Origin of the sequence: Streptomyces sp. BPTC-684 (assembly GCF_030028635.1) — a bacterium.
Taxonomy (GTDB): Bacteria; Actinomycetota; Actinomycetes; order Streptomycetales; family Streptomycetaceae; genus Streptomyces; species Streptomyces noboritoensis.
The window spans coordinates 4,936,115-4,955,820 of the sequence record NZ_CP124863.1 but is presented as its reverse complement, the minus strand read 5'-3'; the positions used below and the strand labels follow the sequence as shown (position 1 = coordinate 4,955,820).

Here is a 19,706-nt window from a genome sequence, read left to right as displayed (position 1 = left end):
CCGGATCGCGCGCCCCCGCACGCGGTCAGCGCGGCCAGGCGCGCCGCGCGTCCGCGACCTGGCCCAGCACCTGCCCCAGGATCGCGCTGCCGGAGGGCACGAGCGGCGGCTCGTACGTCCAGGCGTGCCCCACCCACGGATCGGCCAGGTGGTCGTCCGGGACCGGCGTGAGCCGCAGCAGCGAGCGCCACAGCGGCTGCAGCACCGGCCCGTACGCACTGGCGTCCTCGCGGTCCGCGACCATCAGCAGATGGACCCCGACCGACGGGCCCTCGTCCGCGAGATAGCGCAGCTGGTTGACCGCGCGGTCGTCGAACCCGTGCGGGAAGTCGTTGACGATCAGGAGCTGCTCGGCGGTGTCCGTGCCGGGCGGCAGCGCGTCCGCCCCGGCGCCGCCCCGCGCGGCCATCTGGAGCAGGTCGACGCGCTGGGTGAGCCGGGCGAGCACGGCCGCCACGCCCTGGGCACCGGCCGCGGGCGGCTCGCCGAGCACCCCCGCGCGCGTGAGGGGCGCGAACGCCCCGGCCGCCGCGCCCGCCGGGTCCACGACGTGCACGGCGAACTCGTGCGCCGGGTACACCGCGAGCAGCCGGGCCGCCAGCGCCACCGCGGTCTCCACGGCGAGCCGCTTGACCTGCTCGGCGTCCATGAAGGCGGCGGCCTCGGAGCCCGAGCGCCCGGAGTCGATCCACAGGCCGCGCTCCAGCGGCAGCCGCACCAGCATCGGAATCCGCAGCTCCGGCCGCTCCGGCAGCCGCAGGTCCCCGACGCGCAGGGCCATCGGGATCTCCATCGGCACCCGGTAGGCGTGCCAGACGGGGTTGTCCCAGCGGGCGTAGGCGGGCGGCAGGGCGGGCTCGACGACCTCGGACTCGGCGGTCAGCTGCGTGAGGTCCCGGTCGAAGGCCTCGCGCGCGCGGTCGACCAGCTGCTCGCGGCGGGCCGAGGCCTCCTCGCGGGCCCGGTCGCCGGTGGAGCCGATGCGGCTGCGCGGATCCGCGAGGGCCCGGTCGAGCTCCTGCTCCATCCGCGAGTCCGCGAAGTCGACGGCGCTGCGGTACGAGGCGGTGGTGCGGGCCAGGTCCTCGAACATGCCCCACACCTGGTTGTAGAGCCGCTCGTCCATGGACCAGCCGGTGGCGTCGCCCGCCACGGGGACCGGGGGCTCGCCGGGGGCGGCGGGCGGCGCGGTGGGAGGCGGCGGCGGGGGCGCGGTGGTCTTGCGGCGCGGGTGCGCGTAGTCGATGGGTCCGCCGTCGGTCAGGGGCTGCTGGGCGGCCTCGGGCGGGGGCGCGGCGCCCGCCGGACCGCCTTCACTCCCGCCGGTGCCGGGCGCGCCCGCCCGTACCCGCGCCTCGTCGGACGTACGGGGCGGGGGCGCCGCGACCGAGCGGGAGGCGCCCAGGGCGACCGCGTCCAGGATGACGGCGGCGAGCTCACGGGCCTGCGGCAGGCCCTGGTCGACCAGCATGTCGGCGAGGCCGCCCGCGTAGCCCTGGCCGATCGCGCGGACCTTCCAGGCGCCGTTACGCAGATAGAGCTCCAGGGCGACGACCGCCGACTCCGCGTCCAGGCCGGTGATCGTGTAGCTGGCGACCTCGGTGCCGTCGAGGCCGGTGACCGCCACGAAGGGCGCGGCGACGGCGGCGAACCGGCCCGGGCCCGCCGCGCCGGGCGGCAGCGCGAGCAGCACGCTCACCCGGTGCACGTCCTGCGGCAGCGCCTCCAGGTCCACGGCGAGGCGGTGGTCGGCGGCGGCCTGCCGGGAGACTTCCAGGCCCGGCAGCGTGGGCGTGCCGGGGTGGGCCACCCACTCCGTCCCGCGCACCGTGCCGCTCTCGTCGCCCAGGGTGGCGCCGGCGACGATCGGTGTCCCGGCCGACACCCGGATCTCCAGTCGGGTCTGGGGCAGGGGGTGGTTCTGTCCCCGTACCAGCTCGGCCGTCATCGCTCTGTCCCCTCGTCGAGTTGCCGGTGGTGCACGGTGGTGCGGGGCAGCTCCCGGCGGCCTTGCCTCCGGGAGCTGCGGTTACGGCCGTGGTGGCCGGTGGTGCCTGCGTACGGCCGCGGTCACAGGTGCGGCAGGATCGCCGGCATCAGGTCCTGGAAGGTGCGGCCGTTGGACGGGTTGCCGATGGCGGTCATCTGCCAGCCCGTGCCCGCGCGGTGCACCTTGGCCATGATCTGCGCCGTGTACTGACCGCCGCCGTCCAGCGTGTAGCGCGCCAGCTCCTGGCCGTTGGTCTCGTCGACGATGCGGCAGAACGCGTTCTGCACTTCCTGGAACGTCTGGCCGGTGAACGAGTTCACCGTGAAGACGATCTGGTCGATGTGGACCGGGACGCGCTGGAGGTCGACGAGGATCGACTCGTCGTCGCCGCCCTGGCCCGCGCCGCCCACCAGGTTGTCGCCGGTGTGCCGCACCGAGCCGTCGTCGCTGACGAGGTGGCGGAAGAACACCACGTCCACCGGCTGCTTGTCGGCGAAGAGCACCGCCGAGGCGTCCAGGTCGATCTCCCGGGTGCGCGAGCCGAACAGGCCGCGGCGCGGCGCCGCCTGCCAGCCGAGCCCCATCCGCACCGCGGTCAGGGTGCCGCCACCCTGCTTCTCCAGGCTGATGGCCTGGCCCTTGGTCAGATTGACCGTCACGCGCTGTCCCCTCTCCGCATTTCTTACGTTCTCGGCCCGACCCTACGCAGTGGCGCGATGTGCGCCACCGCGCGGGGCGGATTTGTGTCGGTCTTGCAACACAGCGGGTGGCGGACCGTCAGGCCTGTCCCGCCTCCCGCATCTGCCGCAACTCCTTCTTCAGCTCGCCGACTTCGTCGCGCAACCTGGCGGCGATCTCGAACTGCAGCTCGGCGGCGGCGGCCCGCATCCGGTCCGTCATCTCCTCGATCTGCTCGGCGAGTTCGGCCGCCGGGCGGTCCGTGAGGACCTCGCCGCCCTTGCCCGCCTTCGCCTTCGACTTCGCCGCCTTGGCGCCGAGTGCGGGGACCGGCGCCTTGGCGCCCTTGCCGTCCTTCCCCTTGCGGTAGCCGGAGCCGAGCAGCTGCTCGGTGTCGACCTCCTCGCGCGCGATGGTCGCGACGATGTCGTTGATCTTCTTCCGCAGCGGCTGCGGGTCGATCCCGTGCTCCTTGTTGTACGCGACCTGCTTCTCCCGGCGGCGGTTGGTCTCCTCGATGGCCTTCTCCATCGCCGGGGTGATCTTGTCGGCGTACATGTGCACCTGGCCGGAGACGTTGCGCGCCGCGCGGCCGATGGTCTGGATCAGCGAGGTGCCCGAGCGCAGGAAGCCCTCCTTGTCGGCGTCGAGGATCGCGACCAGCGACACCTCGGGCAGGTCCAGGCCCTCGCGGAGCAGGTTGATGCCGACCAGCACGTCGAACTCGCCCGCCCGCAGCTCCCGCAGCAGCTCGACCCGGCGCAGCGTGTCGACGTCGCTGTGCAGATAGCGCACCTGGATGCCCATCTCCAGGAAGTAGTCGGTGAGGTCCTCGGCCATCTTCTTGGTGAGGGTGGTGACCAGGACGCGCTCGTCCTTCTCGGTGCGCTTGCGGATCTCGTGCACCAGGTCGTCGATCTGCCCCTCGGTGGGCTTGACCACGACCTCCGGGTCGACCAGGCCGGTGGGGCGGATGATCTGCTCCACGAACCCGTCGCCGCGCGACAGCTCGTACTTGCCGGGCGTCGCCGAGAGGTAGACGGTCTGGCCGATGCGGCCCAGGAACTCCTCCCACTTCAGCGGCCGGTTGTCCATCGCGGAGGGCAGCCGGAAGCCGTGGTCGACCAAAGTGCGCTTGCGGGAGGCGTCGCCCTCGTACATCGCGCCGATCTGGGGGACGGTCACGTGCGACTCGTCGAGGACGAGCAGGAAGTCGTCCGGGAAGTAGTCGAGCAGCGTGTTGGGGGCGGTGCCGGGGTCGCGGCCGTCGAAGTGCATCGAGTAGTTCTCGACGCCCGAGCAGCTGCCGATCTGGCGCAGCATCTCGATGTCGTACGTGGTGCGCATCCGCAGCCGCTGGGCCTCAAGCAGCTTGCCCTGCTTGTCCAGCTCGGCCAGGCGCTGCTCCAGCTCCTGCTCGATGCCGGTGATCGCCTTCTCCATGCGCTCCGGTCCGGCCACGTAGTGGCTGGCGGGGAAGACGTAGAGCTCCTGGTCCTCGCTGATGACCTCGCCGGTGAGCGGGTGGAGCGTGGACAGCGCCTCGATCTCGTCCCCGAACATCTCGATCCGGACGGCCAGCTCCTCGTAGACCGGGAAGATCTCGATGGTGTCGCCGCGCACCCGGAACGTGCCGCGCGCGAAGGCCACGTCGTTGCGCGTGTACTGGATGTCGACGAAGCGGCGAAGCAGCTGGTCGCGGTCGATCTCCTCGCCGACCTTCAGCGGCACCATCCGGTCGACGTACTCCTGCGGCGTGCCCAGGCCGTAGATGCACGAGACGGAGGCCACCACGATCACGTCGCGGCGGGTCAGCAGCGAGTTCGTCGCCGAGTGGCGCAGCCGCTCGACCTCCTCGTTGATCGAGGAGTCCTTCTCGATGTACGTGTCCGACTGCGGGACGTACGCCTCGGGCTGGTAGTAGTCGTAGTACGAGACGAAGTACTCGACGGCGTTGTTGGGCAGGAGCTCGCGGAACTCGTTCGCCAGCTGGGCCGCCAGCGTCTTGTTCGGCGCCATGACGAGCGTGGGGCGCTGGAGCTTCTCGATCATCCAGGCAGTCGTCGCCGACTTTCCGGTGCCGGTCGCGCCCAGCAGGACGACATCCTTCTCACCTGCACGGATGCGCCGCTCCAGCTCGGCGATGGCCGCCGGCTGGTCGCCGCTGGGCTGGTAGGGGCTGACGACCTCGAAAGGCGCCACCGTACGTTCGATCTTGGAAACGGGCCGCATGGAACCACCGTACGGCCCCCCACTGACAGCCGGGCGCGATCGGCCCGGGGGCGGGGCTCGTCCGGCCCCGGGTCACCAGTCGTGCGGCGACGAGGAGCCCTCGCCCGGCCGGTGCGGGGCGACCCACTCGGTCCGGTCCGGGAACGACGGCAGATGGCGGGGGACGGGCGCCGGGCGGGGCGGCCGCTTCTCCCACTCGGGCTTGCCCATCACCACGAGCGGGTCGAACATCACGACGACGCCCGCGAGCACCAGGAAGGCGACCGGACCGATGAGCATCGGCGCGAGGATGGTGGCCGAGGAGTCCCCGGCGGCGGTGCCCGCGCCGTCGTGCAGATGGACGCTGAGCGCGGCCATCCCCGTGTAGTGCATGCCGCTCACGGCGAGGCCCATGACGACGCTGGCGCCGAGGCTGGCCAGGAAGCCGTCGACCGAGACGGCCGCCCAGAGGGCGGCGGTGGCGGCGACGACCGCGATCACCACGGAGAGGCTGACGGTGAGGGTGTTGTACGCGAACTCTCCGTGCAGTCGAATTCCGGCCATGCCGAGGTAGTGCATCGACGCCACACCGAGCCCGGTGATGGTCCCGCCGGTGACCAGGGCCAGGGGTGTGGCCCCCCGGTAGCCGACGATGAAGATGCCGATGCCGACCATCACGATGGCCAGTCCCAGGCTGGCGAACGTGATCGACCGGTCGTAGCTCAGCACCTCCTGGCGGACCGTGAAGCCCATCATCGCGATGAAGTGCATGGTCCATATGCCAGAGCCTATGGAGGTGGCGCCGAGCGCCAGCCAGAGCGCTCTGAAGGGCCGGTCGGCCCGCAATGACCTGGCGGTGCAGCGCAGCCCGAGCGCGCCGCCCAGACAGGCCATGAGGAACGCCACGACTGGCGTGACGAGGCCGTAGGTGAAGCCGTCGACCGTCCCGTGCATATGCGTGTGCCCTTCACCCCGTACCGACTACCGACTGAAGAGGCCGACTGCTGTCGCGGAGGCCCTGGTTCGGGGCGACATTAAGGCTCGCCGAGCGACAGGCAAACATTTTCACGCCAATTTGTCGACACCCCGGACCCGGGGGCTCCGTTCCCGGCGGTCGCGAGAGCGCGTCCGGGCCCGTCCGATGGGCGGCGAACGGACCTCCGGTGACCGGACGGACCGGCGCCCGGAACCGGCCCGGCGGGCGTTGTCAGTGGCGGGTCGTACGGTGGCGACATGAACAGCGACGAGCAGTTCGAGCGGGCCCCGCGGGGGCCGGAGCGGGTGGTGTGGGCGGTCGTCGGCAGCGACATCGGCCCCCTGCTCCTCGCCGCGACCGACCAGGGGCTGGTGAACGTGGTCTTCCACGCCCGGGAGGCGGTCCGGGACAAGGCGCTGCGCGGCCTGGCGGCCCGGCTGGGGGCCGAGCCGGTCCCGGCCCGCCCGGAGGACGGCACGGGCCCGCTGGCCGAGCCCATACGCCAGCTGGCGGCGTACTTCGCGGGTGACCTGCGGGCGTTCGAGCTGCCGCTGGACTGGTCGCTCTCCTCCGGGTTCAACCGCCAGGTGCTCCGCGAGCTGGAGGCGACCGTTCCGTACGGGACGGTGGTGGGGTACGGCGACCTCGCCGACCGGGTCGGCCAGCCCCGGGCGGCGCAGGCGGTGGGCGCCGCGATGGGGTCCAACCCGCTGCCGGTGGTGGTGCCCTGCCACCGGGTGGTGGAGAGCGACGGCGGGCTCGGCGGGTTCGGCGGCGGCCTGGAGACCAAGCGACGGCTGCTCGCCCTGGAAGGGGTGCTGCCGCAGCCGCTGTTCTGAGTGCTCCGGTGCGCTGGGGGCTCCAGTGCGCTGAGGTGCTCCAGGCCGGGCCGGGCGCCGCGAGGCGCTGTGAGGCTGGGTGAGGTGCTGGGCGAGCCGCTAGAGGCTGATGTGGTACGCCTTGCGCAGCGTCTCGTGCACGGTCCACGTCGTCCGGTCGCCCTCGCGCAGCACGCACGCGTCGCCGGGGCCGAGCTCCAGGGTGTCGCCGCCCGCCACCTCGACGGTCGCGCGCCCGCTGACCACCACGAAGAGCTCATTGGCCTCGGTGTCGGTCACCACGCCGGGAGTGATCTGCCAGATGCCGCGCACCTGCTTGCCGTCGGGCGACTCCCAGAGCACCTTGCCGGTGACCTCGGGGGTGCCCGAGACGATCTGGCCGGGGTCCAGGGGCTCGGGCTCCAGCTCGGCGTCCGGGATGTGGACAACGAACGAGGCCGGTGCGGCCGCGACAACGGAAGGGGTCTCGATGTGATCATTGGTCGTCATGGCGCGCCAATCTAGCCATGTCCTCAGCCGCCCTCGACGCCGCCTCTGGCCGGAACCGCCCGTCGGGAGCAGACTCCCCGTGAGTGGGTCGCGGGGGCGGGCCCCGTAGGCCTCGCGGCCGCCGCCTCCGCGCGCCTCGCACAGGTGATCGCAGGAGTGACGTTTACGCGGTGCGCGGGCGCGCCAGGGATGGGGCATGTCCTACGACGACGTACTCAAGGTGTCCGAAGAGGTCCGTGAGGCCCTGGCCGAGGGGCGTCCGGTGGTCGCTCTGGAGTCCACGATCATCGCGCACGGACTGCCGCGCCCGCGCAATCTGCGGGTGGCGACGGAGCTGGAGGAGCTGGTACGGGCCGGGGGCGCCGTCCCCGCCACGGTCGCGGTCCTGGACGGGCGGCCCCATGTCGGCCTGGACAAGGACCAGTTGGAGCGGATCGCGGGCGGCGGGCTGCGCAAGCTCGGCCACCGCGACCTGCCGATGGCACTGGCGGCGGGCGCGAGCGGGGCCACCACCGTCTCCGCGACCGCGCACCTGGCCCACTGGGCGGACATCCGCGTCTTCGCCACCGGCGGGCTCGGCGGCGTCCACCGCGGCTGGACCGAGACCCAGGACGAATCGGCGGACCTGGCACTCCTGGCCCGGACGCCGGTCGCGGTGGTGTGCGCGGGAGTGAAGTCGATCCTCGACGTACCGGCGACGCTCCAGCGGCTGGAAACACTGGGCATCGGGGTGGTCGGCTACGGGACGGACCGCTTCCCCGGGTTCTATCTGGCCGACTCCGGCGAGCCGGTCGACTGGACGGTACGCACTCCCGAGGAGGCCGCCGACGTGCTGCGGTCCCATGACGCGATCGGCCCCGACTCGGCGCTGATCGTGGCCAATCCGGTGCCGGAGGCCGAGCAGCTCGATCCCGAGCTGCACGACCGGGTGCTGGCCGAGGCCCTGGCCGCCTGCCGGGAGCAGGGGATCACGGGGCAGGCCGTCACCCCGTTCCTGCTCGACCATCTGGTGCGGCACACCGGCGGGGCGTCCCTGGAGGCGAACGTGGCGGCGGTGCGCGGCAACGTACGCCTGGCGGCGGCGATCGCGGCGGCGCTGTGACGGATGCGCCCGCCGGGACGGGGCTCGGCGCGCCCCGCGGGCTCCTGGTCGTCGGGGACGTGGTGACCGACGTCGTCGCCCGGCACCGGGGCCCGCTGGCGCCCGCCACGGACACGGCGGCCGAGATCCGTACGGTCCCGGGCGGGGCAGGGGCCAACGCGGCATGCTGGGCGGCCCGTTCGGGCTGCGCGGACGTGCGCGTGCTGGGCCGGGTCGGGAGCGACGCGCTGGCCTGGCACGAGCGCCGGCTGCGGCGCGCGGGCGTACGGCCGCTGCTGATCCCGGACCCGGCGGCGCCCACCGCCACCGTCGTCTCGCTGGTCGACACCGCGACCGCCGAGCGCACCTTCCTCACCGACAGCGGCGCCGTGCTGCGGATATCCCCCGCCGACTGGAACCCCGCGTTCCTGAACGGCGTCGGCCGACTGCACCTCTCCGGCTATCTGTTCTTCGCCGACGCGAGCCGTGAACTGGCCCTCACGGCCTGCCGTTCGGCGCTGGACGTCGGGGTTCCGGTGAGCCTGGACCCCGCGTCGGCGGGGTTCCTGGCGGAGCTGGGCGTCGAGCGGTTCCTGGCGGCGGCCAAGGGGGTGGAGGTGCTGCTGCCCAACGCCGACGAGGCGCGGCTGCTCACCGGACTCGCCGAACCCGCGCGGGCGGCGGCGGAGTTGAGCCGAAGGTTCCCGCTGGTCGCGGTCACGCTCGGGGCGGCCGGGGCGCTGGTGGCGGTGGCCGGTGAGGTCGTCGCCCAGGTGGCGGCCCCGCCGCCGGATGCGGCCGCCGTCGACTCGACGGGTGCGGGCGACGCCTTCACCGGCGGCTTCCTGGCCGCCCTCCTCGCGGGCGCGGACCCGGCCGGAGCGGCGGCGGCCGGCTGCCGGGCGGGCGCGGAGGCGGTGACGGTGGTGGGCGGACGGCCGCCCGTACGCGACTGATCCTTTGGTCAGCCGGCCTTGCCGTTCCACGCCGGACGCCCGGGGTCGTCGGCGCGCACGACCACGTCGGCGGCCTCGGCGGGCCGCACCTCCTCCTCGTACCGCTCGAACGCGGCGAGCGTCCAGCGGGCGCCGTCCTCCGTGCGCCGCCGCAGCGCGCCCGGCGAGAGGCGGACGTGGACGGTGAGGTCGAAGGGGAACCAGCGCCCCAGGAGCAACGGCCCGTGCACCAACAGCACTCCTCCCTTCGGGAGGAGTCGGTACCCGCTCCGGGTCGCCCGGTCCGTCACCGGGTCCCAGAGGTCGGGCAGGACCCGGCCACTACCCCCGGCCTCCAGCGGGTCGAACACCTCCCGCCACAGCGCGGCGGTGTCGAACCAGCCGTCGAAGTACGTGTCCGGGTCCTCGCGGCCGTACTCGTAGCGCAGCGAGGCGGGCCGCAGGAAGCCCTCCGTGGACAGGACGAGCACCGACCGCCCCCGTATGCGCAGCGCCTCGGCGAGCGACTGCGCCAGCTCACCGGGACGGGCCGCGGGCGCCCCGTCGACGCCGACGCGCAGCCAGGGGGCGCCATCCTCGGCCTGCGCGTCCACGGCCCGGTCCGCCAGGGCCTCGGTCAGCCGTTCCCACGTGATCGCTTCGAGTCGCACGCCTCCATGATGCGGGCTGCTCCGGCGGGTGCGGCGGCGGCCCCCGGAGGGCGCTCAGAGGTTCCGTACAGCCCTCCCGTACAGCCCTCCCGTACTGCCCTTCCTTACCAGGCCTTCCTTACAGGCCTTCCTTACGGAGGACGGTCACTCGCCCCGCAGGGCCGCCGCGACGGGCCCCTCGCCCGTCACCTCGATCCGCCCGCCCTTGACGCCCTCCTCGACCGTCAGCGCGCCTTCAGCGAGGGCGCGGCAGGTGTCGGCGTCCAGGACGAGCCGGGCGTCGGCATCGGGCGCGGGCCCGTCCCCGTACACCGCACCGCCGTCGCCCGCGGATCCGTCCGCGCCGGTCCGGACGTGGAACTCGCCCTCGTCCAGGCGTACGTCGAGGACCGCCGGGGCGTACGGAAGGCGGCGCAGCAGCGGGATCAGCGGGATCGCGAACCAGTGCGCGCGCACGGCGTCGGTGGGCCGCCGCTCGGCGAGCTCCGGCGCGCCCCATGCGGCGAGGGCGGTCAGCACAGGCAGCAACTCGCGTCCGCGCGCGGTCAGTTCGTACACCATCGCGGCCGCGGGCGGGGGCAGCTTGCGGCGGGTCGCGAGCTCCTCGCGCTCCATGTCCTTGAGCCGGGAGGCGAGCACGTCCGTGGAGACGCCCGGCAGATCTGCGTGCAGATCTGTATAACGACGCGGTCCGGCGAGGAGTTCCCGGACGATCAGCAGCGTCCACCGGTCCCCGACGGCATCGAGGGCGCGGGCAGCGGCGCAGTACTGGTCGTAGCTTCGACGGCGTGGCTGACGTGGCATACGACGCAGTCTAGACAACATGTTGGACTTTCCAAGCTCCAACTTGGTAAAACCAAGTGACGCAGTACAGGCGAGTCACGCCAGAGGGATCTGGGCACCGCGGGAGGGCCACGGCATGGAGTTCCGGCAGTCGAGCAAGTTGAGCGAGGTCTGTTACGAGATCCGCGGCCCGGTGATCGAGCACGCCAACGCGCTGGAGGAGGCGGGCCACAGCGTGCTGCGCCTCAACACCGGCAACCCGGCGCTCTTCGGCTTCGAGGCGCCGGAGGAGATCCTCCAGGACATGATCCGGATGCTTCCGCAGGCCCACGGCTACACGGACTCGCGCGGCATCCTCTCGGCCCGCCGCGCCGTCGCCCAGCGCTACCAGGCGATGGGCCTGCCGGACGTCTCCGTCGACGACGTCTTCCTCGGCAACGGCGTCTCCGAGCTGGTCTCCATGGCCGTGCAGGCGCTGCTCGAAGACGGCGACGAAGTCCTCATCCCCGCACCGGACTTCCCCCTGTGGACGGCCGTCACCACGCTCGCCGGCGGCAGGGCCGTCCACTACATCTGCGACGAGGCGGCCGAGTGGTACCCCGACCTCGACGACATGGCGTCGAAGATCACCGACCGCACCAAGGCCGTCGTCATCATCAACCCCAACAACCCCACGGGCGCGGTGTATCCGAAGGAGGTCATCGAGGGCATCCTCGACCTGGCCCGCCGCCACCAGCTGATGGTGTTCGCGGACGAGATCTACGACCAGATCGTCTACGACGACGCCGTCGCCCACACCGCCGCCGCGCTCGCCCCCGACCTGGTCGTCCTCACCTTCAGCGGGCTGTCGAAGACGTACCGCGTGGCGGGGTTCCGCTCCGGCTGGCTGGTCGTCAGCGGCCCCCAGCAGCACGCGAAGAACTACCTGGAGGGGCTGACCATGCTCGCCTCCATGCGGCTGTGCCCCAACGCGCCCGCCCAGTACGCCATCCAGGCCGCGCTCGGCGGCCGCCAGTCCATCAAGGAGCTGACCGCGCCGGGCGGACGGCTGCACGAGCAGCGCAACCGGGCCTGGGAGAAGCTGAACGAGATCCCGGGCGTGTCCTGCGTGAAGCCGAAGGGCGCGCTGTACGCGTTCCCCCGGATCGACCCCAAGGTTCACCCGATCGAAGACGACGAGAAGTTCGTCCTTGACCTGCTGCTGCGGGAGAAGATCCAGGTCGTCCAGGGCACGGGCTTCAACTGGCCCCGCCCGGACCACTTCCGCATCCTGACGCTCCCGCACGCGGACGACCTGGACGCGGCGATCAGCCGGATCGGGCGGTTCTTGAGCGGGTACCGGCAGTAGTCCGGAGCCGGGCTCACAGCCCGGGCGCCCTGGGTCCGCAGCCCGTGCACACGGTTTACCCGAGCGCGCGTCGAGGGATCGGGAGGGTGGGGGAAACGGGAGAGGGAGGCGCCCCATTCTCGTCATCGAACCCAGCCGACATCACCGCTGCGCCGACTGCGACCGGGGCCCCCTCCCCCGGATCGTCCTGGACTCCGGCGCCCCGCGCTGTCTGGACTGCGCGGACCTCGGCCATCTCGTGTTCCTGCCGCGCGGCGACACCGCCCTGACGCGCCGCGCCCGCGAGGAGAGCACGCTCTCGGCCGTCGTGATCCGCTTCCACCGCCGCCGGCGCCGTTACGAACGCCAGGGCGTGCTCGTCGAGGAGGCGGCGCTCGCCGTCGCCGAGGAGCGCTGTCTGGCCGACGCGGAGGCACGCGCGCGCCGCCGCGCCCGCGACGCGCTCCGGCGGGCCGCCGAGGACGTCCGCTTCACCGCGGCCCTGGAGGCCGAGATCCTGCGCCTGTTCCCGGGCTGTCCGCCCGAACGGGCCCACGACGTCGCGGTCCACGCCTCGGTGCGCGGCAGCGGGCGCGTGGGCCGCAGCGCGGCGGGCCGCGCCCTGGACGAGGACGCGGTGACGGCCGCGGTCCGCGCGTCCGTACGCCATCTGGACACGCCCTACGACGAGCTCCTGATGTCCCGGGTGCCGCGCAACCGGGCCCGGGCGCGGGTGGCGGCGCGGATCGAGGCGGTTTTGGCGGCGTGGGCCGCGGGGCGGGAACAGTGACACCGACGCATTGGCGCCGTCACCGTGTGACCGCCTCCACCGGGTCCTGCGCCGGTATCCCCCGAGGCCACCAGTCCTCCCGCCCCGGGTCGGACTCGTACGCGTACCAGAGGCCGTCGCGGCCGTAGCGGAGTTGGGTGGTGGGGGTGGAGAGGTGGTTGCGCCAGGGGCGGAAGCCGGGGTGGCCGGCGGCTGTCAGGGCGGGGCGGGCTCGGTCGAACGGGCCCGCCGGGGGGTCCCAGGGGGTCTCCAGGACGGAGAGCGCCGCCGGGCCGCCCTGCCGCCAGGCGGCCACCGCGCGGGCCAGATCGGTGGGGGTGCGGCCGGTGGCCCGGGACAGGGCGGCGTACAGCGCCCTGGTCGTGGAGGTCACGCCGGAGCCCGGGTGCGCAGCCGCCAGGCGGACCGCGTCCTGCCACGTCGACAGCGACGCGACGGGGTCCTCCCCGGTGGTCAGCAGGGTGTGCGCCCGGGCCGCCGCCTCGGTGGCCAGCAGATCGAGCGCGAGCGCGTCGGGGGCGCCTTGGAAGGTGGGGAAGGCCGGCGGATGGCCCGCGCGCGGCGGGGGCGGGAACGGGGGCGGCAGCTCGGGCCGCGAGGAGGCGCGCACGGCCTCGCGGGCGGCGACCGTGGGGAGTTCGGGCGCGGGTGCCTCCCGCTCCACCGCCATCCGGGCGGTGTTGCGACGGGTGAGCGCGGCGAGCGTCTCCTGCTCGCCGCGGCCGCGCATCAGCAGGAGGACGAACGGGTCCTCGTCGAGGAGCCGGGCCGTCTGGTAGCAGAGCGCCGCCGCGTGCTTGCACGGATAGCCGTCGTCGGGGCAGGAGCAGTCGGGGACCAGGTCGCCGGAGGCGGGGAGCAGGTCGACCTGGTCGGCGAGGGTGTGCGGCAGGTCCTTGTCGAGCAGCGCCGCTATGTGGGCGGGGTCCTGGGCCGCCGTGTCCAGGAAGTCCTCCCACGCCTGGTCGGGCAGGGTGCGCAGGCGCAGTTCCGTGCGGTACGGGCGCGGGCGGGAGCCGTGTACGTACGCGGTGATCCGGCCGGGCGTGACGGTGATCGCGTCGACGTGGCCCGCCTGCGCGTATGTCCGGCCACGGGCCAGTCGGGCCGGGTCCAGGGCCAGGTCCTCCAGCGCCTCCACCCAGGCCTCGCCCCACCACGTGCCGGTCCGCTCCGAACGGGCGCCCAGGGCCGGGAAGGTGCGGCGGCGGTCGTCGTACCGGGTGGTCGGGAGCGGACTCATACGGGCCTCCTCTCGGGGGCGGGACGGGGAGCGGGGTGTCCTGTCGGGAGCGCGGCGTGCCCTGTCGGGGACGCGAGGCGCCGTATCAGGGACGCGGGGTGCCCTATCAGGGACGCGGGGTGCCCTATCAGGAGCGCGTGCGGCGGGAAGCGGTGGGCGTTCATGCTCCCCTCCTCAGCGAGATGAGGTCCGCCAGCTCGCGGTCGGTGAGTTCGGTCAAGGCGCTCTCGCCGGAGCCCAGGACCGCGTCGGCCAGGGCGCGCTTCGCCGCGAGCATCTCCGCGATGCGGTCCTCCACGGTGCCTTCGGCGATCAGGCGGTGGACCTGCACCGGCTGGGTCTGGCCGATGCGGTAGGCACGGTCGGTGGCCTGCTCCTCCACGGCCGGGTTCCACCAGCGGTCGTAGTGGACGACGTGGCCCGCCCGGGTGAGGTTGAGGCCGGTGCCGGCCGCCTTCAGGGAGAGGATGAAGACGGGGACCTCGCCGGACTGGAACGCGTCCACCAGACGGTCCCGCTCCGCCACCGGCGTTCCGCCGTGCAGGAGTTGGGAGGGGACTCCGCGCGCGGTGAGGTGCGCGGAGAGCAGCCGGGCCATCGCCACGTACTGGGTGAAGACGAGGACCGAACCGTCCTCCGCGAGGATCGTGTCCAGCAGTTCGTCGAGGAGGGTGAGCTTGCCGGAGCGGGCGTGCAGCCGGGGTGCGGTCTCCTTCAGATACTGCGCCGGGTGGTTGCAGATCTGCTTCAGGGCCGTCAGGAGCTTCATGATCAGGGCGCGGCGGGTGATGCCCTCGGCCGCCTCGACCCCGGCCATGGCCTCCCGGACGACCGCCTCGTAGAGCGAGGCCTGTTCGCGGGTGAGCGGGACCGGGTGGTCAGTCTCCGTCTTGGGCGGCAGTTCGGGCACGATGCCCGGGTCGGACTTCTTCCTCCGAAGGAGGAAGGGGCGGACCAGCCGGGCCAGGCGCTCGGCCGCCTGCGCGTCCTCGCCGTTCTCCACGGCCCGGGCGTGCCGGGCGCGGAACGACTTGAGCGGGCCGAGCAGCCCGGGCGTCGTCCAGTCGAGCAATGCCCACAGCTCGGAGAGGTTGTTCTCGACCGGGGTTCCGGTGAGAGCGACGCGTGCGGGCGCGGGGACGGTGCGCAGGGCCTTCGCCGTCGCCGAGAGCGGGTTCTTGACGTGCTGCGCCTCGTCCGCGACGACCATCCCCCAGGTGTGCGCGGCCAGTTGGGGGGCGCTGCCGCGCATCGTGCCGTACGTGGTGAGGACGAAGCCGCCCGCCACGTCTGCCAGGCTGCGGTCGCTGCCGTGGAAGCGCCGCACGGGAACGCCGGGCGCGAACCGGGCGATCTCGCGCTGCCAGTTGCCGAGCAGCGAGGCCGGGCAGACCACCAGCGTCGGCTCGGGGCGCGCACGGCGCAGATGGAGGGCGATCACGGTGATCGTCTTGCCCAGGCCCATGTCGTCGGCGAGGCAACCGCCGAGGCCGAGCGAGGTCATCAGGTCCAGCCAGGCAAGGCCGCGCAGCTGGTAGTCGCGCAGGGTGGCGTCCAGGCCCGGGGGCTGGACGGTGGCCCGCGGGCCCTCGGTGAGGCGGTCGCGCAGGACGGCGAGCGCGCCGGCCGGGACCGCCTCGACCGTCTCGCCGTCGACCTCCGCGGTGCCGGTGAGCGCGACGGAGAGCGCGTCCACGGGGTCGAGCAGCCCCAGGTCCCGCTTCCTCGCTTTCCGTACGAGCTCGGGGTCGGCCACCACCCACTGGTCGCGCAGCCGCACGATCGGGCGGTGGGCCTCGGCCAGGGTGTCCATCTCCGACTGGCCGAGCGGCTCGCCGCCGAGCGCCAGCTCCCAGTTGAAGGCGAGCAGCTCCCCGGCGTCGAAGAACGCCGTGCCGTCGGTCGCCGAGCCCGGCGCGGGCCGTACGACGGCGGTGGCGCTCAGGGTGCGGGCCAGCTCGCGCGGCCAGTGCACGGCGACCCCCGCCGCGTCCAGGCGGGTCGCGGCCGAACCGAGCAGGTCGTAGAGCTCGCTCTCGGTGAGCGGCAGCACGTCCGGCACCGGCTGTTCGAGCAGCAGGCCCAGGGGTGGCCAGACCCGGGCGGCCCGGCGCAGCGCGAGCAGGGCGTCGATCCGCGCGCGCGGGCCGAACGCGTCGGACCTCTCGCCCTCCCACAGGCCCGCCGCGTCGATGACCAGGGTGGGGTCGGCGAGGCTGTGGACCTGGACGATCGCGGAGCCCGCGCGCCGCGCGTCCTCGTCGTGGTCGCTGTCGAACATCCCGTACCCGGACAGGTCCAGGCGCAGGGACACCCGTACGCCCGCGTCCATGCCCGCCGCCGCCTCCGCCGCCCACACGCGCGCGCCGGGCAGGTGCTGGGGCTCGGCCGCCGCGAACGCCGGGCCGACGGCGTGGGCGGCGGCCGGGGTGCGCGGCAGGCTGTCCGCGACCGCGTCCAGGAAGGCGCGCACCAGTGCCTCGGGGTCGGGCAGCCGCAGCGGGCCGCGGCCCGGCACCGGGACTCCGTACGCCTCGTACGGCATGGCGGCGGCGATGGCCCGGAGCTGGGCGATGTCGTCGGCGTCCAGCGGGCCCGCCCGCCAGGCGTCGTGATCGGTCCCGGTCAGGCCGGGCAGCAGCCTGCCGCGCGCGACCAGGTGCAGGGCGTGCAGCGCGGCGGCGCCCCAGCAGGCGGCCGCGGGGTGCGCGGCGGGGTGGTGCCGGGCCCGGACGAGCAGGGGCAGGGCCTCGGTGACGGGCAGCAGGCGGGCCGCGACGGTGCGCCGCCCGGCACCACCGCCGTGGCGCCGCACCACGGTCAGCTCGGTGACCTCGCCCGCGTCGGCATCGCCTTGGGGCAGCGGGCCGCCCGCCGGGTCCCAGAAGGCGACCTTGCCCTCGCGCGGCAGCCCCGCGGGCAGGAACACCGCGGCCGCGGACACGCCGGGCAGCGGCGCGAGCGCCGTCGTCCGCTCGGCCTGCGTCATGTCAGGTCACCTCCCCTCGTGCGTAGGGCCGTGGATCGGCACGCGATCCGCGACTGCCCTACGACCTTACGGGCGGGGTCTGACAATCGGGGCCCGCGGCCTCAGCGCACCCCCTCCCACAAGGCACGTTCCGCCGCCCGCGGGTCCCGGACCAGCTGGGTCGGGGCGTCCGGGGAGGCGCCGAAGACCATCGTCGTACGGGTCTGCGGGTCGTAGGCGTCCCAGCCCGGGTCGCCGGCCGCCGCGAAGGCCGCCCACGCGCCGTGCATCGCGTCCGCGAGGTCCTGCGGCGGGTGGTCGCCGAGCATCGGGGCGTACACGGGGTCGCGGAGGTTGTCGAAGACGAAGCCGAGCTCCGCACTGTGGCAGGCGCCGAGGAGACCGCCGTACTGCGGCGAGCGCCAGGCGAACTCGTACACGCGCGTGCCGGGCACGGACTCGGCGACGCGGAGGGCCGGGATCCGGTAGAACCAGTCGGTCGCGACGGCGTCGAAGAGCTCGCCGGGGCCCGCGCCGGGGCGGCTCTCGGCATAGACGGGCAGCGCCTTGTCGGGGTCGAGCCCGTACGCCTCGGTCGTCCCGCGCAGCTTCCGTTCGCTCAGGAGGTGCAGCCGTTCGGTGGGGACCAGGAAGAGGCGGTACTCCTCGCGGTTGCTACCGGCGAGCAGGTCCACGCCGCAGTCGGCGGAGGGCAGCGGCAGCGCGTCCAGGACCGGCTCGAACGGCATCATGTTGAGCATCGCCTCGCCCCACAGGGCCGGGTCCGGGCGGGCGCCCATCTCGGCCCGCAGCCGGGCCTGGGCCGGCAGCAGGTCCCCGAAGGGGACACGGGCGAACGCGTCGGTCAGCGCCGTCCCCGTAGCCTCGATGCCCAGCGCGGCCGCGAGGTGCGCCGTGATCAGGTCGGCCGTGGCGGGGCGCAGGAAGTGGTGGGCAGCGCCGCTCTGCAGGACCGCCCGGCGGAACAGCCCACGCGCGCGTGGCTGCGCGAGCAGGACGCCGATGCTCATCCCGCCCGCCGACTCGCCGAACACGGTCACCCGGTCCGGGTCGCCGCCGAAGCCCTCGATGTTGTCGCGGACCCACTCCAGGGCGGCGATCTGGTCGAGCAGCCCGCGGTTGTCCGGCCTGCCCGGCAGCCGCAGGAAACCGTCCGTACCGAGGCGGTAGTTGACGTTCACGCAGACGACGCCGTCGCGCGCGAAGGCGGTGCCGTCGTACGCCGGACCCACCCCCGAGCCGTTGGAGAACGCCCCGCCGTGCAGCCAGACCATCACCGGCAGGCCGCCGCCCGGCCCGGGGTGCGGGGTCCACACGCTGAGGTTGAGGCAGTCCTCGCCCTGCCCGCCGTCGGCGTCCGGGATGAGGGCGTCCATGGGCGGGGCGTACGGGGCCCGGGGCGCCGACGGGCCGTGCGCGAAGGCGTCCCGTACGCCTTCCCAGGAGGCCGCCGGGGCCGGTTCGCAAAACCGCAGCGGCCCGAACGGCGGTGCCGCGTACGGGATGCCGAGGAAGGACGTCACCGCGTAGCTCCCGGTCCGGCCGCGCACCGCGCCCTGCCGGGTCGTGCACACATGTGTCGCGGGCGGTTCCACCGGCTTGATCGGTTCCATCTGTACCTCAGACTCCTTCGGCCAGCGTCTCCAGCAGGGCCGCGCCGAACTCCTTCGGGCGTTCGACGTGCACCGCGTGCCCTGCTCCGGGCACCGTCACCTCTCGTACCCTGCCGCCCACGCGCGCGTAAAGGGCGAGAACGTGCCGCGTCTGGGCGACCATCGGCTGTGCCGGGGTGCCGTCCCAGCCGGGCACCGCGCCGATCGCGCCCAGGTGGGCGAGGTCGAAGAGCGAGGTGTCGGAGACGATCACGTCGTCCTCGCCACGCACCCAGGTCACCGGCGGCTTCGCGGGGAGTCCGGCGAGGGCGGTGTGCAGGTCGTCGAGGCGGAAGTGGGTCGGGGCGAGGCAGTTGAGCACCCCGCGCGTGCCCGGAGCGGTGCCGGGCCAGGCCTCGCAGGGCCTGCTGTCACCGGGGTAGTGATCGTCGCCGAGCCGGGTGCCGAGCATCGACTCGACGTACTCGTCCTCCCGTTCGAGACGCAGCGGGGGCTTGACGTAGCAGAGCGCGAGCACGTTGCGGGGCGAGAGCGGGGACTCCTCGCCGCGGTCGCCCTGGGCCAGCAGCCGTACGAAGTCGGGGTTGGCCGTGCCGCCGCCCGAGCCCGCGCCGTCCGGCGAGTTGAGCCGCCCGTCCACGCCCTTGGTGCCGCCGAAGCCGTACGGGGACACCGGGTTGACCAGCGTCACCGAGCGCACCATGGCGGGCCGGTCCCGCATGTGTTGCAGCACCACACCGCCTCCCATGGACCAGCCGACGAAGTGTGCGCGCTCCATATGCAGCGCTTCGAGGAGCGCCATCAAGTCGTCGGCGTAGTCGCGCAGTCCACGGGTCGCGTCGACCGGCAGCGGGTCGGTGCCGCCGAAGCCGCGCAGGTCGACGGCGATCGGCCGGTAGCGCTCGGGCAGAGCGAGCATGGCGTCCTGCCAGAAGGCGGAGGAGGAGACGTTGCCGTGCACGAAGACGACCGGTTCGCCCGCGCCCCTGGAGGCGTCCTCCAGGATGTGCTGGGTGAGCCGGGCGGTCGGTACCCGGCGTGCGGTGAGCGTGGGCATACGGGCCGTCCTTCGGCTTCGGGAGCTCGGGCTT

The 19,706-nt window shown here is 73.7% G+C and carries 16 protein-coding genes; 5 read left to right on the top strand and 11 right to left on the bottom strand.

Annotated features, from left to right (window positions below):
• Positions 1-25: 25 nt before the first annotated feature.
• From QIY60_RS21880 to QIY60_RS21865, 4 genes are all read right to left on the bottom strand, one after another.
• Positions 26-1,948 (bottom strand): TerD family protein, encoded by a 1,923-nt coding sequence (locus QIY60_RS21880; protein ID WP_283143963.1) that lies wholly within the window; start codon positions 1,946-1,948, stop codon positions 26-28.
• A 122-nt stretch (positions 1,949-2,070) separates the two neighbouring features.
• On the bottom strand, positions 2,071-2,649 hold the full coding sequence (locus QIY60_RS21875; RefSeq protein WP_283143962.1) for a TerD family protein: 579 nt from the start codon (positions 2,647-2,649) through the stop codon (positions 2,071-2,073).
• Between the two features lie 118 nt (positions 2,650-2,767).
• Positions 2,768-4,900 (bottom strand): excinuclease ABC subunit UvrB, encoded by a 2,133-nt coding sequence (gene uvrB / locus QIY60_RS21870; RefSeq protein ID WP_283143961.1) that lies wholly within the window; start codon positions 4,898-4,900, stop codon positions 2,768-2,770.
• Positions 4,901-4,972: 72 nt separating this feature from the next.
• Positions 4,973-5,833 carry an MHYT domain-containing protein gene (locus QIY60_RS21865; RefSeq protein ID WP_283143960.1) on the bottom strand — a complete coding sequence of 287 codons (861 nt, stop codon included), beginning with the start codon at positions 5,831-5,833 and terminating at the stop codon, positions 4,973-4,975.
• A 279-nt stretch (positions 5,834-6,112) separates the two neighbouring features.
• On the opposite strand from QIY60_RS21865, the gene QIY60_RS21860 reads away from it, so the two are divergent.
• Complete coding sequence (locus QIY60_RS21860; RefSeq protein ID WP_283143959.1) at positions 6,113-6,694, top strand: methylated-DNA--[protein]-cysteine S-methyltransferase; 582 nt, start codon at positions 6,113-6,115, stop codon at positions 6,692-6,694.
• Between the two features lie 99 nt (positions 6,695-6,793).
• Here QIY60_RS21860 and QIY60_RS21855 read toward each other — a convergent pair whose 3' ends face one another.
• Positions 6,794-7,183, bottom strand: coding sequence for a cupin domain-containing protein (locus QIY60_RS21855; RefSeq protein WP_283143958.1), 390 nt, complete (start codon positions 7,181-7,183; stop codon positions 6,794-6,796).
• Between the two features lie 196 nt (positions 7,184-7,379).
• Between QIY60_RS21855 and QIY60_RS21850 the strand changes: the two genes are divergently transcribed.
• Positions 7,380-8,285 carry a pseudouridine-5'-phosphate glycosidase gene (locus QIY60_RS21850; RefSeq protein WP_283143957.1) on the top strand — a complete coding sequence of 302 codons (906 nt, stop codon included), beginning with the start codon at positions 7,380-7,382 and terminating at the stop codon, positions 8,283-8,285.
• Positions 8,282-9,220, top strand: coding sequence for a PfkB family carbohydrate kinase (locus QIY60_RS21845; RefSeq protein WP_283143956.1), 939 nt, complete (start codon positions 8,282-8,284; stop codon positions 9,218-9,220). Before QIY60_RS21850 ends, QIY60_RS21845 begins: the two co-directional genes overlap by 4 nt.
• An 8-nt stretch (positions 9,221-9,228) precedes the next feature.
• Here the strand turns inward: QIY60_RS21845 and QIY60_RS21840 are convergent, their stop codons facing one another.
• Together QIY60_RS21840 and QIY60_RS21835 are read right to left on the bottom strand one after the other, a co-directional pair.
• Positions 9,229-9,870 (bottom strand): uridine kinase, encoded by a 642-nt coding sequence (locus QIY60_RS21840; RefSeq protein WP_283143955.1) that lies wholly within the window; start codon positions 9,868-9,870, stop codon positions 9,229-9,231.
• 144 nt (positions 9,871-10,014) lie between these two features.
• A complete protein-coding gene (locus tag QIY60_RS21835) occupies positions 10,015-10,674 on the bottom strand; it encodes a helix-turn-helix domain-containing protein (RefSeq protein WP_283143954.1) in 660 nt (219 codons plus the stop codon).
• Between the two features lie 115 nt (positions 10,675-10,789).
• Between QIY60_RS21835 and QIY60_RS21830 the strand changes: the two genes are divergently transcribed.
• Positions 10,790-12,001: a pyridoxal phosphate-dependent aminotransferase gene (locus QIY60_RS21830; protein ID WP_283143953.1), complete on the top strand. Its 1,212-nt coding sequence runs from the start codon at positions 10,790-10,792 to the stop codon at positions 11,999-12,001.
• A gap of 115 nt (positions 12,002-12,116) precedes the next feature.
• Positions 12,117-12,770, top strand: coding sequence for a DUF2293 domain-containing protein (locus tag QIY60_RS21825; protein ID WP_283146030.1), 654 nt, complete (start codon positions 12,117-12,119; stop codon positions 12,768-12,770).
• Positions 12,771-12,789: 19 nt separating this feature from the next.
• Here the strand turns inward: QIY60_RS21825 and QIY60_RS21820 are convergent, their stop codons facing one another.
• The 4 genes from QIY60_RS21820 to QIY60_RS21805 all read right to left on the bottom strand — a co-directional run bounded on the left by QIY60_RS21820 (position 12,790) and on the right by QIY60_RS21805 (position 19,672).
• Positions 12,790-14,013 (bottom strand): SWIM zinc finger family protein, encoded by a 1,224-nt coding sequence (locus QIY60_RS21820; RefSeq protein WP_283143952.1) that lies wholly within the window; start codon positions 14,011-14,013, stop codon positions 12,790-12,792.
• Positions 14,014-14,173: 160 nt separating this feature from the next.
• Positions 14,174-17,002 (bottom strand): DEAD/DEAH box helicase, encoded by a 2,829-nt coding sequence (locus tag QIY60_RS21815; protein WP_283143951.1) that lies wholly within the window; start codon positions 17,000-17,002, stop codon positions 14,174-14,176.
• A 101-nt stretch (positions 17,003-17,103) separates the two neighbouring features.
• Positions 17,104-18,615 carry a carboxylesterase family protein gene (locus tag QIY60_RS21810; protein ID WP_283143950.1) on the bottom strand — a complete coding sequence of 504 codons (1,512 nt, stop codon included), beginning with the start codon at positions 18,613-18,615 and terminating at the stop codon, positions 17,104-17,106.
• A 7-nt stretch (positions 18,616-18,622) separates the two neighbouring features.
• On the bottom strand, positions 18,623-19,672 hold the full coding sequence (locus tag QIY60_RS21805) for an alpha/beta hydrolase (protein WP_283143949.1): 1,050 nt from the start codon (positions 19,670-19,672) through the stop codon (positions 18,623-18,625).
• Positions 19,673-19,706: the final 34 nt, after the last annotated feature.